15 protein-coding genes are annotated in these 15237 nt (G+C 53.3%); all 15 read right to left on the reverse strand.

Translation table 11 applies throughout. From position 1 onward, the window contains the following. Positions 1 to 17: 17 nt before the first annotated feature. Positions 18 to 1382 (reverse strand): NosD domain-containing protein, encoded by a 1365-nt coding sequence (locus HMPREF1144_RS18705; protein WP_009653656.1) that lies wholly within the window; start codon positions 1380 to 1382, stop codon positions 18 to 20. A 94-nt stretch (positions 1383 to 1476) separates the two neighbouring features. Continuing rightward, positions 1477 to 2868: a glycoside-pentoside-hexuronide (GPH):cation symporter gene (locus tag HMPREF1144_RS18710; RefSeq protein WP_009653645.1), complete on the reverse strand. Its 1392-nt coding sequence runs from the start codon at positions 2866 to 2868 to the stop codon at positions 1477 to 1479. A gap of 69 nt (positions 2869 to 2937) precedes the next feature. After that, positions 2938 to 3948, reverse strand: coding sequence for a LacI family DNA-binding transcriptional regulator (locus HMPREF1144_RS18715; RefSeq protein ID WP_009653659.1), 1011 nt, complete (start codon positions 3946 to 3948; stop codon positions 2938 to 2940). Positions 3949 to 4272: 324 nt separating this feature from the next. Further along, the gene (locus HMPREF1144_RS18720; RefSeq protein WP_004855956.1) at positions 4273 to 4854 is read right to left on the reverse strand and encodes a helix-turn-helix domain-containing protein; all 582 of its coding nucleotides are present in this window, start codon (positions 4852 to 4854) and stop codon (positions 4273 to 4275) included. Between the two features lie 30 nt (positions 4855 to 4884). Next, positions 4885 to 5157: a YceK/YidQ family lipoprotein gene (locus tag HMPREF1144_RS18725; protein WP_009653634.1), complete on the reverse strand. Its 273-nt coding sequence runs from the start codon at positions 5155 to 5157 to the stop codon at positions 4885 to 4887. Between the two features lie 13 nt (positions 5158 to 5170). Next, positions 5171 to 6028, reverse strand: a complete 858-nt coding sequence (mscS, locus tag HMPREF1144_RS18730; RefSeq protein ID WP_004855951.1) for a small-conductance mechanosensitive channel MscS — start codon at positions 6026 to 6028, stop codon at positions 5171 to 5173. Between the two features lie 198 nt (positions 6029 to 6226). Then, entirely contained in the window at positions 6227 to 6517 is a 291-nt protein-coding gene (locus tag HMPREF1144_RS18735) for a hypothetical protein (RefSeq protein ID WP_009653661.1), read from the reverse strand. A gap of 166 nt (positions 6518 to 6683) precedes the next feature. Further along, complete coding sequence (locus HMPREF1144_RS18740; protein WP_227500447.1) at positions 6684 to 8408, reverse strand: PglL family O-oligosaccharyltransferase; 1725 nt, start codon at positions 8406 to 8408, stop codon at positions 6684 to 6686. A gap of 1 nt (position 8409) precedes the next feature. Next, a complete protein-coding gene (locus tag HMPREF1144_RS18745; protein ID WP_004855943.1) occupies positions 8410 to 9105 on the reverse strand; it encodes a molecular chaperone in 696 nt (231 codons plus the stop codon). Positions 9106 to 9112: 7 nt separating this feature from the next. Further along, on the reverse strand, positions 9113 to 9628 hold the full coding sequence (locus tag HMPREF1144_RS18750; RefSeq protein WP_004855940.1) for a fimbrial protein: 516 nt from the start codon (positions 9626 to 9628) through the stop codon (positions 9113 to 9115). After that, positions 9628 to 10170 (reverse strand): fimbrial protein, encoded by a 543-nt coding sequence (locus HMPREF1144_RS18755; RefSeq protein ID WP_004855938.1) that lies wholly within the window; start codon positions 10168 to 10170, stop codon positions 9628 to 9630. The genes HMPREF1144_RS18750 and HMPREF1144_RS18755 overlap by 1 nt, the downstream gene beginning before the upstream one ends. Before the next feature lie 9 nt (positions 10171 to 10179). Beyond that, positions 10180 to 11220 carry a fimbrial protein gene (locus HMPREF1144_RS33350; RefSeq protein ID WP_198286850.1) on the reverse strand — a complete coding sequence of 347 codons (1041 nt, stop codon included), beginning with the start codon at positions 11218 to 11220 and terminating at the stop codon, positions 10180 to 10182. Beyond that, on the reverse strand, positions 11220 to 13850 hold the full coding sequence (locus HMPREF1144_RS18765) for a fimbrial biogenesis usher protein (protein WP_009653664.1): 2631 nt from the start codon (positions 13848 to 13850) through the stop codon (positions 11220 to 11222). Before HMPREF1144_RS18765 ends, HMPREF1144_RS33350 begins: the two co-directional genes overlap by 1 nt. 19 nt (positions 13851 to 13869) lie before the next feature. Beyond that, entirely contained in the window at positions 13870 to 14607 is a 738-nt protein-coding gene (locus HMPREF1144_RS18770) for a fimbria/pilus periplasmic chaperone (protein WP_009653641.1), read from the reverse strand. A 46-nt stretch (positions 14608 to 14653) separates the two neighbouring features. Continuing rightward, on the reverse strand, positions 14654 to 15211 hold the full coding sequence (locus HMPREF1144_RS18775; RefSeq protein ID WP_049074490.1) for a fimbrial protein: 558 nt from the start codon (positions 15209 to 15211) through the stop codon (positions 14654 to 14656). Positions 15212 to 15237 lie beyond the last annotated feature (26 nt).

Genomic DNA, 15237 nt, shown 5'->3' on the forward strand with positions numbered 1-15237 from the left:
CTTCAGATCGAAGAGCGTTACATCGTTCCGGGAACGGGCGTGGCCCTGAAGGCGTTTACCGCCCTGTCCATCAGCACCCGATCGTCGCTTCCGCTATCCAGTATCGTGTTTTGCGCGGATTCTTTTTCTACCTGCACGGCGACCGCATCGAGCTCTTTTAACCTGGCCGTCGTCAGCAAAGCGCTGACCTGCGCCGCAAAGCAGGCATCCTCTTCGGAGGGCTGCACCTGCGCCGCTGACGTCTCCGTGGTCGCCACGATATGATTATTCGCAATATAATTCCCTTTGCCGGAAACAAGCCGGATGATGACCGGTTTTATTCCCAGCGGCTTGAGATACTGAACATCAATCGTTTCGGAAATATGATTGGCAATAACCGAATTATTACTGCCGTTTATATGCAGCAAGCCATAGGCATCATCCAGGCCGTTGTCATAGTCCTGCATCGGTGGCCAGGGTTCACGATCGCGCAAGAAATGGTTTGCCGAGATCAGATTCTCCGCACAGTTATTCTCGAGAACAAGCATTCCCGGATAAAATGAATGGAATCGATTGCTGGTGATGCCAGAGCGGACAACGCCCGATAAGTGCACGCTGCTTGCGCCACGGGGGAAAATATTGTTGGTAGAAATCAATAATCCCCCGAAGTTTTGCGCATAAATAGAATAGCCTTTGTAGCCTGCGCCAATCAGGTTATCGGTTATTTTTGAAGCCTGCCCGGCGCCACGCAGCTCAATACAGTTACCGCATTCAGCGATAAAGTTATTATGGATCGCCATTGCATCGCTATTGTACGCGGTGAGGCCATGCTCCAGATAGATAAATCCCATCCCGGTAATGCGGAAAGCGTCCTGCGCGCTGGCGATATAAATGCCGGTTTTGCCGTTCGTATAGCTATTTTCCGGGTCGTTGTTTCCCAGCCCATCATCAACAAAGTGCAGACCATCAATACAGAAGTTTTCGAACGCCACCGAACTGATACGCGGCGCCCCGCTGCGTTTCACGTAAAATGCAGCGCCAGCGTGTTCTTCATCGCCGGGCTGCGGGCAGAGATCGACCAGGATTCGGCTCCCGCCCGGCCATATATCGTGCAAATTCGCCCACTCGTCCGCCGGCGTATTAAAGCGAATGCTCGAGGAGACAAAACCATGCCCGGAACCCATAATTTTTAAATAACTGATATCAATTAAGACCTGCGTCTTCAGATGATAATCGCCGGGCGGAATATAAATCGCGGCGCCCGGTTTACCCCCGTCGTTTATATCGGTTTCGGTTTGTCGCGATTTAATATCGGCGAGAATACTGTTAATCACTTCGCCAATATCCTGATAGGGATTACCAACCGGCCATCGCGTGACGTCATAATAATTCTCAGGAACCATAAACACATCCTTTAATATTAAATGGAAATCAATAAGCAATATTTAAACCATAGCTATGTGATTGTTGAATAAAACCGATATTCAGCATTACTGGTCATTTACCGCGACCTTTTTCCAGCTCACGTTTTGCAAGATCCGTTTTGATTTTCTCAAGGAACGCGTTATTCAGCTTGAAGTAGCGCACCAGATACGCGCTGATGAAATAACTCACCATCGGCAGTAGTGAGAACATCATGATAATACCTTGAATGGTCTGCGAATTTTGCTGCGGCTCATTTGCGACATAGCCGGTAAACGCCAGAATCCAGGCGACGATCGCACCGGCGACCGCCAGCCCCATTTTGAGCATAAACAGGTTTCCCGCAAAGGAGATGCCGGTCAGGCGTTTACCAAATTTCCAGTCGCCGTAGTCATCGACGTCGGACATCATCGCCCACAGAATAGGGCCAGACTGTATTAAATGTAGAACGTTAATAATGATGAACAGCGTCATCAGCGGGGTCAGGGATTGCGGATCAATAAACCACAGCGCAAACGAGAGAATGCCGAGAATAATATTAATAATGCGGAACAGCGCCAGCTTATCAAAACGATCGGTAAGCGGTTTGGCAAGCACGCTGCCCAGCATATTACAGGCCACGCCCAGCGCCATAAAGAAGGTAATAAATCCGACGGACGCTTTCATGACATAGGTAGCATAATAGATGGTTACGCCGCCGCGAATAAACGCCGGGAAAACGTTCAGGAAGGTAATAGAGATCATCAATAGCCACTGATCGTTTTTGATGATATCGCGCAGGTCTTTCTTTAACGACTCGTTTTGCTTCACCGACACCACCCGCTCTTTAATACTGGAGAAGCAGAACAGGAACATCAGGGTTGCCGCGCCGCCCATAATGATCATGGTCAGCTGGAAACCGGAGGCGCGATCGCCGTTACCCAGCCAGTCCGTTAACGGCAGAATAGAGGAGGAGATAATTAATGTTGCCAGGCCATTAAGGAAAAAGCGCCATGACAGGCAGCCCATGCGCTCTTTCTGATTGAGGGTAATGACGCCGCCGACCGAGCAGTAGGGAATATTAATCGCGGTATAAATCAGCGACATGAGCAGATAGGTAACCCAGGCATAGATAATCTTGCCGTTCATGCTGAGATCGGGGGTAGTAAACATCAGTACCGCGCCCAGGCCAAACGGAAACGCCATCCATAACAACCATGGGCGGAATTTACCCCAACGCGAGACGGTACGGTCGCAGATTGCTCCCATTAGCGGATCGCTAAAAGCATCAAAGATACGGATAACCAAGAATAATGTGCCCACCACCCCGGCATTCAGGCCATAAACATCGGTATAAAACCACGTCAGATAGAGAGCCAGTACGCTCCATATCATTCCTGAACCAGCGTCACCCATGCCGTAGCCGATCTTCTCCCTCAGCCCCAGCTTTTCATAAACGCCTGGCTTTTCAATTGCAGTAGCAGACATAAATACACCTATTTTTTGTTAAAAGGAGCCCATGGCGCAAACGTTGCGCCATTACTAAATACCTATCCCTTACAGGGAAGTAATATTAATCTTTACGCTGCTCTCGCGGATAATTAACCGGGAGACAATTTCATGCATTTCAATACTGTCCGGCTGCTGTTGATGTGTCACCATCTGAAACGCGAAGTGAGCTATTTCATTTACCGGCTGTGCAACGCTGGTGATTTTTTTAGTTTGCGCCAGCAGGGTATTATCAAAGCTGGCGATCGCAATATCTTCAGGAACGGAGATGCCTTTTTCTTTTAGCCCATCGATAAGATAGTTTGCTGCAATATCGTTATACACTAACAGACATGTGCAGGTTCGCGTCGGCTCGCTGAGTTTCTCGATAATGTCATCAAGAATACTAATATGGCCTGATATCTTTTCGCCCTCGCCTTTGGCTATCCAGAACGAATTATCTTTCGCAAGCTTTAAACCGTGACTCGCTATTTTTTTGCTGTACGACGAGACCTTGCGGCTATCCACCCCTTCCTGGGCAATAAAGCCAAATGAAAGATGGCCTGTATGAATAAAATGTTCGGCAATACTTTCTGCCCCCCGGTCCTGGTTAATCGATACGGAATTGAAGAACCGGGACACCTGGGTGACAACGGCGACCGGAATCCGGGTAATGCTTAACCATTCTGAAAGTTCGGCTTCTGCTTCTGTCGGCACCCATAGCAGGCTGTCAATGCCCATCCCCACTAAGGTCTGAATAATATGTTTATCCTGCTGCGGCTGGTTCTGATGCGTTTTAACGATCACCGATTTGCCGATATACCGGGCCTCTTCTTCCACCGTCGCCAACAGTTCACAGAAGTGAGGATTCACCAGATTAGGCAAAACCACACCAATCAGCCCTGAACATTTCCCGCTAAGCTGAAACGAACTCTTGCTGGGGACATAGCAGAGATAATCCATCGCATCACGCACCGCCTGGCGCGTTTCTGGCACGACGCTGGGATGATTGTTAAGCACTCGCGACACGGTCGCCGTCGAGACCCCAGCTCTTTTCGCTACGTCTTTAATGGATGCCATGATGATTGAATACGCCCCCTAACACTGGCGCTCACTATAAATGGCGAGCGCGGTTGAAAATGTAAGCCAGTTCACATGTTGCTTTGTTACATGGAATCACGTTGAGCCTTCGCAATTTCATTGCCCTATTATGGATTTTTATTAAAACCTGACGAGAATATATTACGAACACCGTCAACAGGAAAGCAGAATACAGGGAGGGAGAATAAGAGATTATACTATTGCTGCGGGATGGCGTTGGCTGGCGAGATAAATGCGCAGCATGAGGGAATCCGCGGATAGCCGTATGTACGCCCGGTCACGGCAGCCTGCGGCGCGCGACCATTAGCGTTTAAATTGGAGAATTAAAGATGACATGCTGGGCGCGCCGAGTTTTTTCAGCGCTTTAATTTTATGCGTACTCACGGTTTTAATCGTAATACCCAGTGATTTACCTATGTGATGATACTGCTGTCCGCAGCACAGCATCCTGATAACTTGATACTCTTTATGGGTCAGCAGCGTCTCCCAGCGGGAGATATAATTATTTCGCTGATAGCCTCTCAGTATTAATTTAAAATATTCCCATATTTCATCTTCAGTTGAGGAAACATGATAGCGCGCATAATGCGGCAAATCAGAAAGATTGCTCCAGAATGAGCGAAAAACAAACACGGCGATGTCCCTGGCCTGCTTTTTTAGATAATCGCCAAAAACAAACGCATCGTAGATGTTTTCTCCTTCACCAAACGTCTCCATTAGCACGCCGGAGAGCGTAGCGCTCTCCATTAATGCTTTTAAAGACTTCAGGTCGTGACAAAAGTGCAGCTGAATAGCGGGCATCGCCTTTTGTTCATGCAGGCTATTCAGACCCAGACAGAAATAACGATTTGGTGACATTACGGCCACATGTAAAATAGAACTCATAATGAATAAACACCATCTTATAATATATATTTATTTTTTGGAGTGAATTAACCAAGGGCCGTGGAAATAATCAACCGGCAGCATCAGCGTATCACCAATAAACGACAGCGGCGTATCCAGGGTCCATAATGTTCCCTGAAGATAATTATAATCATACTCGCTGTCACCGCGGATCACCGCGATATCCGTTTTAACCCCTGGATACCACGTTTCGCCCTCCGCCAGAGTGGTTCTTCCCATGACGCTGCCGCAGCCCGTCAGCAGGAAACAGACAGCCATACAACCCATCGCTTTCGGATTCATATCATCTCAGCCATCAGGATAACGTCGGTACCGTGCCGGCCACGCGAATATCCATCTGCGGATAAGGAATCGCAATATGATGTTCGTCCAGCGCTTCTTTAATATTCTCCAGCAGATCGTAATAGGTATCCCAGTAATGGGCGTTTTTCACCCACACGCGCACGGTAAAATTAAGTGACGAGGCGCCAAGTTCGGCCAGACGAACGGTGGTGTCACGCTGCCGATCGATACGTTTGTCAGCATCGATGACCGCCATAATAACGCGCTTCACTTCCGCAATCCGGCTATCGTAGCCAACGCTAATCATCAAATCGATACGCCGGAAGGGATGGCGCGAATAGTTAACGATGCTGTCGGCGATAATTTTGCCGTTCGGGATCACCACGTCTTTATTATCCGCGGTGAGTAAGGTGGTAGAAAATATATGTACGGTTTCCACCACTCCGGTAATGGCGCCGATCTGCACCAGGTTTCCAGCCCGGAAAGGACGTAGCGTCACTAACAGTACGCCAGCGGCAAAATTTGATAGCGATCCCTGCAGCGCAAGCCCCACCGCCAGCCCCGCCGCGCCGATGACCGCAATAATTGAGGACGTTTCTATGCCTAAACGGCCGAGAGCGGCGATGGCCGCAAACGCCAGCGTGATATAGCGCACCAGGGCGGCAAAGAAATGGATAACGGTAATATCTACCCTGCGCCGAAGAAGTATTTTCTCGATACCTTTAGATAATAAGGTTGAGACGACCCGGCCGATAAAAAAGAGAATACAAGCGGCAATCACGTTCCAGCCATACTGAAGAATCGTGTCACCATGCCCTTTTAACCACTCCAGCGACGAAGCGATCTGCGGAAATAAAACCACCTTAGCCATATATTATTTCTTTTCTGCGTAAAACATATGAGGAATAGTATAGAGGAATATGTGGTGATTCAATAAATTCGCAGCGATAAAGTGGTCGTAGATTGTAAGAATAATAAAATTATGTAATTTCTTGCTAACATCTTAATTTTCTGACGAAGATAAATATCTTCAACCCGATGAGCTGAAGATATTTAAATGTCATTAAACTTAATAGTAATTAATCGTTAACTGTTCCAGCTGCTTTTGTTTATCAAGAAATGTTTTTTGCACCACGGCATTACTGACATCCAGCGAAACGCTGCTGACGTGCGCCGCGGAATAATGGGAAACCGACTTATCGCGATAACAGAAGAGTTCATTTTGGCCGGGCTTGTTCCAGCATCCCGACTCCACAACCGTACCAATGAAGCGGACTTTTCCGGTATGGCCGGCGTAGCAAAAAGAAGAAGTGCAGGCGAGAAATAAAGCCGCTGCGGCAGTGCATTTACGTGCGTCCATGGGGTAACACTCCTGTGTTGGGCATGTTGAAGTCAATTTCAAACCACAGGAGATAATTACACCGCTAATTATATTCAATCAATACTTTTTTCGCGCCGACCGGCAATATACGTAAAAAGGCTCAGTGTCTTTTACGACGCTGAGCCCTGGTCATGAACGGGTGCGGCTACGATGAGAATCGCCGGTCCTCAGGATAGAGCCGCCGGGCCTCCTCGCGCAAAGCCCGGGCATTTTTCTGTTGCCCAAGATAGAGCTCGACGTTAATAAGATTGTTGTACATATCGGCGTCGTTCCACACCGCAATCCAGCGCCTGCCGAGCTGGTTGAACGTCTCCAGGTCCTCCACGTTAGCGCTCGACTGGTAGCGGATGATATAGCTGAGCGCCCGATCTTTACGCAGCCTTTCGCTGCCGATGCCGATATCATGCAGCCGCAGTACGCGGCTGGCAAAACGCTGCGGCGACTGCTGAAAAGCGGTCAGATAGTGCCCCTGCCAGAAGGCGCAGCCGGTGAGCAGCGCGCCGTAGCAGGCCAGGATCATCAGCGCGCAGGGCATCGGTCGCGTTGAGGGCGCGGTCAATGCGGGCAGCGGCGCCTGTTCGCCGGACGGACAGCGATCGGCCAGGTTGACCAGGATAAGAACGAGTAACCAGTGCACCGGCGATTGATACAGCGGATACTCCAGCTGCGTGTGCAGCAAAATGGGCATCAGGCAGGCCAGCAGCGCAAGCTGCCGTACGCCGGGGCGGCGCAGCAGTAGCCAGAATCCGCTAACGCCCAGCACCAGCAGCCCGAGCAGGGCGACCGCTCCGCCCTCGACCCACCAGAACAGAAGGTCATTATGCGGATAGGTTAACCCCGGGACCCGGCGGGACAACGGCGGGACGCTATCGGCCACGAAATGGGCAAAGGACCATGCGTATCCCCCGTAGCCCCAGCCGACGATGGGATGCTGCAGTATCATTTTCCAGGTCTGCTGCAGAATAAAAACCCGCTCAAGGTTCGAACCGTCGTGTTCATGCAGGGCGTTGAGTAACGAGACCGAGAGCAAGGCAAACCCCAGCAGCACGCCGGCCACCGGCGCCAGTACGACACGCCAGCGAGCCCCGCGCGCGGCGGAGCGGCGTAACGGCGAGAAACAAAACATCGACACCATCATCAGCCAACAGACGGTGCCGCCCAGCCATCCGGTACGGGACTTCAGCAGCGTCAGTGTGGCGTAGAGCAGCCCGAGCCCTAGCGCGCTTCCCCACTGACGATACTTTTCCATCGTTAAGCTGCGGCAGGTAAAGCGGCCGTCGGCCGTCAGCCACAGCAGCACCGCGGCGCCGGTGGCAAGAAAGGAGCCGGTGACATTGCGTTGCAGAAAAACGCCTATCGCAAACTGACCGGCCTGGCGCTGCGCCGCCTGCGCCGGCAGCGGCAGCCACGCCGGGTAGCCAATGCCCACCAGCGCATAAACCGCCTGAATCAGCGTGGCGGCAACGATCAGCCACAGAACGATCTGCTGCTGACGCGGCGTCAGCCGACAGTTCAGCAGCAGATAATAAAACGCCACGCCCGCCCACAGGCCCGCCAGGCGCGGGAAGGCATCCAGTCGCCAGTCGACGGAAGGGCTCCAGAGCAGAGGCAGCGTCAGGAGAATCGCCGCCAGCGCCATGCCGCGCAGAAACGGGCTGCTGCGCAGCGTCTGATAACGCAAAATCCAGGCGCAGCCGACCATAGCGACCAGCAGGACGCACCAGACCAGCAGCGGTTCCGGTAAATCAGCGCCGCTGCCGCCGGTGCTGGGCAGGACAATATGCATAACGCCAAGCAGGATCAGCGCCAGCATCATAAGGAGCCAGCGGGAGGCTGCCGTTTCTGCAGCCCTCCTGATTTCTATGTGCATGTTATTGCCCCTTCCGGGCCTGGGTATCAGGCGAAATATGCATGGCCGGCATAGCCCGACCATAGTCGTTAAGGGTCTGCCACTGCAGCGCGCAACCGCCCTGCGCCGGACACCACGCCGCCGTGCGGCTGGAAAAGGGGGCAACCATTCCGGCCCCGGCGATACTCTGGCCGTTGGCCTGCATATTGAGCAGCGTGACGTAAAACGGCGTCGGGTTCTGCACCGTTACCGTTTTACCCTGGCGCTGCCAGCGCAGCTGGCGATAAGCCTGTTGTGAATCCCCCTGAACGCCTTTCGGGCGATAGAACAGCTTCATGCGGCTGCGCACCGCGATCTGCAGGGTATTCTGCTGCTGACTGTCGGCCTGAGGAATATTCGCCACCGTGACCCAAAACAGACTTTCGCGGTCTGCCGGCAGCTGACCGCTGGTGTACATCACGCGAATTTCATTTTCTTTATGGCCATTCAGCACAAAGACCGGGGGGGTCGCCACAAAGGGGACGGCCGCGTGGGGATCGCCATCGGCAAGTATCTTGCTGGTGATGAGGTACCGTGAGGGGGATTGATTGATCACCCGGAACGAGATTGACGGCTTACCCTCATTATAAATAAAGCGTGTCCCTCCGATGACCACGCCCGCCAGCGCCTGAAGGGATAGGGCGCTGAGCGCCAGCAGTACCGCGATTTTTCTCAACATGGCCAGGTTACTGATAGGTCAGGCTAAAGGTCGTCGTGGCGTCAACGCTGCCGGCGGTAACCGGGCTGCTCGTCGCCACCATCTCACCATAAAAGGTGAGGTTCTGGGTGGTTTGCTGCGGGTCGAGCGTATATTGCCGGCTGGCGCTGTTTAGCGGTAACAGCGTGCGCTGGCTGTCTAAGATCGCCACGCCAACGCCGGCGGCGCTGCCCGCCTGGCTGGTTAACGCCAGCAGGGAGCTGTTGGTCGTATCCGCCTCGCCGGTAAAGGTTAATGAGACCGCCGAGGCGGCGCTGCCGCAGTTTTCCAGTCCGATGGTGAACGCCACCGGCTGGGAGGCGCTGCCGGCCGCGGTAAACTGTTTCGCCGCAATATCGCCCAGGGTCACCTGCTGGTTCGCGGTATCGGTGGTCACGGTACAGGTATTTCCCTGGATAGTGCCGGTGATGTTTACGGTGCCGTCATGGGCCAGCGCTGAGCAGGACAAGCCAGATAGCAATAACAGCAGGATCGTCTTTTTCATTATTGATAGCTCACATCAAAATAGAGTACCGAAGAGGCGTTGCCGGGCGTAACCGGCACCGCGGTGGCTTTATAGCGCAGGCGAAACGTCAGGTCGTTATTTCCCTGGGTAATCGGGTACGCGTTATCGGTACTGTTAATCGCAATGGTGTTCATATTGTTGTCCAGCAGCTCAATCGCTACGCCACTGGCCATATTGCCGCCGCCGGAGGTATCGGAGAGCGCTAACAGCGATGGGTCGGTGCCGTCCGCCGTGCCGCTAAACGCCACCGTCGACTGGCTGATGGCCGAGGTGCAGTTATTTAACTTGATATCGAACTGCTTCCATTCGGAGGTATCGCCGACGCCTTGAAATATCCCGGCGCTGAAATCGCCAATATGGATAGTCTGGTTCTGGCTGGCGGTGTCGATATCGCAGCTTTCCGCAACGATAATGCCGGTCATATCCAGCTCAACCTGGCCAGTATCAATATCGTCGGCGATAGCGCTATGAACGCCCGCGAGCGCCAGCAACAAGGGAACGAGTGTATTTGCCGCTTTCATCTTTTTTCCTCAGGCGAAGTCAACGCGAATATAGGCCGTCGCCGAAAAGGTCCCCTCTGCCGGGGCGTTTCCGGTGGTGCTAATCGGCGCGGCGTGGAAGGTCACCGTCGCCTGCAGATTGTCGTCCAGTTGGAAGGGAATCAGGCCGCTGTTCGGCTCTATTACCTTGCCGCTGTCATCGGTAATCTGTACTCCGACATCGCTGTTGCTGGTCTTAATCGCCGCCGGTTCATCCGCCGAGGCATCCGCCTGGAAGCGAACCGTCAAATTCGCATTGGCTTCTATCCCATTACACTTAATCGGCACGCTGATGGTTTTGGGCGTATAGCCGCTCGGCATCTGGCCCTTATTTTTAAATTCGCCCGACATAAATGTGCCAAAATCAACAGTAACCACCTGACCTGCATTAACTGAGCAAGTTTGTGGAACCGATATTTGACCATCAATATAAGCTGAAGCAACCGGTGAACCTTTCACAAAATCACTGTTAACGGTGTACCATAAATCATATATTTTTATGTGGGGGAAACTCACCTGCCCAACAAATTTCCGATCTATTCTGAAGGTGGCTCTAATATTATTACCAGTATGAAAGTCTGATGCTGACGTGTTGCAGCTCATGCCATAACCTGTTGGATTAACATGGTTAACCCAAGGAACAGGATAATATGCGCCATCAGCAGCATCTTTTATTTCCGTTGCTACCGATAAATACTCGTTAACTTTATAGAAGTTTAAATTCCCGGAAGAACCGGTAGAAACAAGATCCGTTGTTGTCCACTGATGTGTATAAATAGGACCTGAATCATCACAAGCACATGCGATTGTGAAGGCACCGCTACTACTTGAAACAATTGCCGGTAAAACCTCCCCAGCGGTATTTTGCGTTGGATCAGGCACTACATCACTGATATTGAAATCATACGTAGCTGCTGAATAACCGTCTGGAACGTAGCATGAGCCCGAAGGATAAGTCGTAGCGTATGCTGGAAGGTTAATTATTTTTATCAAGGCCATTAGCGCGATTGAGAGTGTGATAATACGTTTCATTACTGACACCTTTCACTAAATTTATTCACCGGCTGCTGCTTCGCGCTTTCCGGAAGTTGATATTTCACCACGCAGTGCTGTCCGGCACTCTCACCCCACTGCACATCCAGCATGCCGCTCAGCGGCAGCCCGGCGAGGTAGGCCTGGCCGTCGTCGCCGACGATGGTGCTGTTGCCCGCCTTCTGGCTGACCGTGGCGCCGAACGGGACCGGCTTACCGTTATGCATCAGGGTCATCAGCGCGCGCACCCCGACGTGGGCGTTAAATTCGGCGCGCACCAGCGCCCCCTGGGTTGGCACCACGTTGGTGACCGCGTCTTCAATATCGACGTTCTGCCCCATAGAGTTAGTATTCAGCGCCACGCGGTTCTGGCGATAGGTGGTGGCGTACGGGATCACCGCGTAGCCGCGCCAGTCGGTTTTCACCCCGGTGGCGTTTTCCAGTTCGACGCCGGCCGCCCCCGGCGCTTTCACCAGGATATTGGTGTCCCCCAGAGGCTGGCTGAGGGTAATACCGTCGCGGTGGACCACCACGCCGCCGCTTACGCCGTAGTTCACCTGGTGGTAGCCGTCGCTGTAGTTGTAACCGGCCTGCAGGTTACCGTAGGTGCCCTGATAGCTCATGTTAGCGTTGCCGCTATTGCTGGTGCCGTGGTTGCCGTCGCTCTCCTGCACGTTATAGCTCAGGTTGTTATCCGCCAGCAGCGTCCCGTTGATGCCGGTGGTCCCCGTGGTCTTACCGTGCTGATCGGTGGTGGTGCCAAAGCTCATATTGGTGGTGTTGGCCGAACGGTAGATATCCGCGCTATGGTTGCTGGAGAGCCACTGGCCAATCGGCAGCGAAATATTAAAGGCGTAGATCTGGTCCGCCTCGTCTTCCCCCGGCGACTTGTCATAGTTCCACGTCAGGCTATAGGAGATCCCGTTCCAGCTGCCGTTATAGCCCACCTGCAACATGCGATCTTTCTCATCGGTGTGCCAGTAGGTCTGCTCGGAGCCAGTGACGAAAATCGAGCCGATTGTGCCGACCTGCTGCGAGATATTGAGCTGCGCTTTCCCTTTTTTGGTGTAGTAGAGATCGTAGTAATCGGTCCACACCGGCTTATCCTGCTTGCCATCGTGATCCTCATCTTTCCACTCGTTGTCGCCGGTATAGCCGCTCATGTTTTTATACGTCGTCTCGTCGAGGGTGTAGAACCCCTCCGTCGAGTAACGGTAGCCCAGCAGCTGGAAGTTGGTGCCGAGATCGTTCAGCGCCTTGGCGTACAGGAAGCGCACCGACTGGCCGTCATGCTGGCTGCCGTCGGCGAGGGTGCTGTTGGCCTGGGTAATATCGGCGGAGATCGCGCCGAAATCCCCCATATTCAGCCCGGCGCCCAACGCAAAGGCGTGGTAGTCATTGCTGACCTGCGAGCCGCCGTAAAGGGTGAAGCCATGCGGCAAACCGTAGATCGCCGTCCCCTGGGCGAAGTTGACCTCATCCTGGTCATCGTTGGTGCTGCGGTATTTACCGGCGGTCAGGGCGTATTTAAGCCGCCCTTCGCGCTGCAGCAGCGGCACCGCGGAGTACGGCACGGTAAAGGTATTTTCGCTCCCGTCGCTCTCTTTTACCGTCACCTGCAGGTCGCCGCTCGACGAGGTCGGGTAGAGATCGTTAATGGCGAAGGCGCCCGGCGAGACGTAGGTCTGGTAGATAACGTAGCCGTTCTGCTTAATGGTGACCCTGGCGTTGCTCTTGGCGATACCGCGCACCGTCGGCGCAAAGCCTTTCAGGCTGTCCGGCAGCATGTTGTCGTCGGAAGCAATCTGGACGCCGCGAAAGCCGAGGCTGTCGAAAACATCAGACGGGGTGTAGCTCTCCCCGAGCGTAAGCTCCGCCTTCAGCGGCGCGATCGTGCGCTCGACGTAGGTGCTGATATGCTCCCACTTGTTCTCGGTATCGCCCTCACCGCTGGTGTAGTTCCAGGTCGAGTAGTCGCGCAGGCGCCAGGCGCCAAGGTTCAGACCGCTTTGCAGGTTAAGATAGTAGCTGTCCTCTTTCGTATCACCGCCGCTGTTGCCGCCGGTGAAGTCATAGTTCAGCAGCAGCGCGTTGACCCCCTGATCCCACTCTTCCGGGGGAATATACCCGCGTGCGCTCTGCTTTAGCGCCGCCTGCGGCACGCTGATGTTCAGCTGCTGATGCTCAAAGTCGAACTCGGTGGAGGATTCCGGTATGGCGGCAAAGGGCACGCACTGCTCCGGCGCCAGCTTCGCCAGGTCCGGGAAGGCTTTGGTATTAACACCCATCTGTTCCAGACGCGCGGTGGTGAAGCACGGCGCCAGCCCGGTATCATCCTGGCCGCCTTTTGCCGCTTTAAAGTTCACGTCTTCCGTGGAGACCAGCTGCTTATTCAGATAAATATCTACGTGATATTTACCCGGGGCCTGGTTATCGCCCTTTTCGAAATGGGAAAGATCGGCCACCGCGTTCGGGTCGTCCGATAAAAATGCCGGGTTAAAATAGTTGTCCGCCAGCGCGGATAACGGTAATGCCGATAAAGTTGCCGGCAAAATAATACGGTATACCCGACGGCGGGCAAATAGAACCTGCATCACCGCTTGGGCGATATATTTTATTTTTAACGTCATTATTTTGCCGACCTGTTTATTATTCTATTATGGCTTTCTGTTCGGGCGAGTTTGCCCCGTAGTCATTAATGGTCTGGAAGGTGATATTTCCCTGTCCATTTGCCGGAAGTTTAATATCAGCCTGCGACATCGGCGCCACCATGGTGGTAGGCAATGTTGCGGTCCCGGCGTGAATCTGTACCAGCGTCATATAATAGGGCGTTGGGTTTTTCACCGTCAGGGTATTGCCGCTTTCATGAAAGCGCAGCTTCGCCGGCGCATCAATCGAGGCCATCGGCAGATTTTTCGGGCGGACAAAAAGTTTAATCCGGCTCAGCACCGCGATCTGCAGAGTATTTTTCCCTTTGGTGTCTTTTGCCGCCGACGGAATCGCTTTAACGTTTACCCAGTAGAGGCTTTCGCGATCCGCCGGCAGATTATTCGGCCCAACGTACATAATGCGCAGCGTATTCTCTTTCTGCGGCTTCATCACAAACAGCGGTGGCGTCACAACAAAGTCGCTGCTTTTACTTTCGCTGGCGTTTTCCACCCATGACTGAATTAAAAAAGTGGCTTTCGGGTCGGTATTATTTACCGCCAGAGAAACCTGGTTGTTGCCCTGCGGATAGATGACGCGGGTGGAACCTAATGATACCCCGCCGTTCGCCGCGGCGTGCGCCTGGGTTTCGGTTTGCACCTGCGCCACGGGTACGGCCAGACCGGCACCGGCTAACGCCAGCGCAACCAGAGACAGGCGGGAAAAAGAAATAACGGACATAAAGTGCCTTTCACAGTAAAGATTTGCCGCGGACGGCATCAGGAAATTACAAATAGGTTAACGTGAACCAGGTTTGTGCGTTTGCATCCCCTGCCACGACGGTTCTCGAGGTCGCGCGATATTTGGCGACAAAATTGAGTACGGTCGTATTGTCCTGAATAGCGGTAAAACTCATCGGCTGCGTGTTCGGGATAATTTGATTTCCCTGATTGTCAAAAATACCTAACCCGACGCCCTGCGCGCTCTGCGCGCCGTCGGCTACCGCCAGTACCCCCGGATCTTTGCCATCCGTCAGGCCGCGAAAGGCCACGCTGACTTGCTGGCTCACCGTGGTGTCGCAATCCTTCAGCGTAATGGTAAACGCCTGCGGATCGGTCCAGCTTCCCAGCCCATGAAATTCATTGGAGCGCACCTGCCCCATCTCAACGGTCAAATCCTCGCTGCCGGCATCCACCGCGCAGGCGGCATTGACAACGGCGCCCTGAAACTCAACGTCGCCGCCCTTTACCGTCACCACGTGGTGGTTGCCTGCCTGTGCCAGAGCGGGAAATAAACACGCCCCCACAAGGGAAAGCGCCCTCAACCGTTGTGTAGTGAAATTCATATCTACTCCTTTCAATGACACAGCCG

Source organism: Klebsiella sp. OBRC7 (assembly GCF_000293135.1).
Lineage (GTDB): Bacteria > Pseudomonadota > Gammaproteobacteria > Enterobacterales > Enterobacteriaceae > Klebsiella > Klebsiella michiganensis.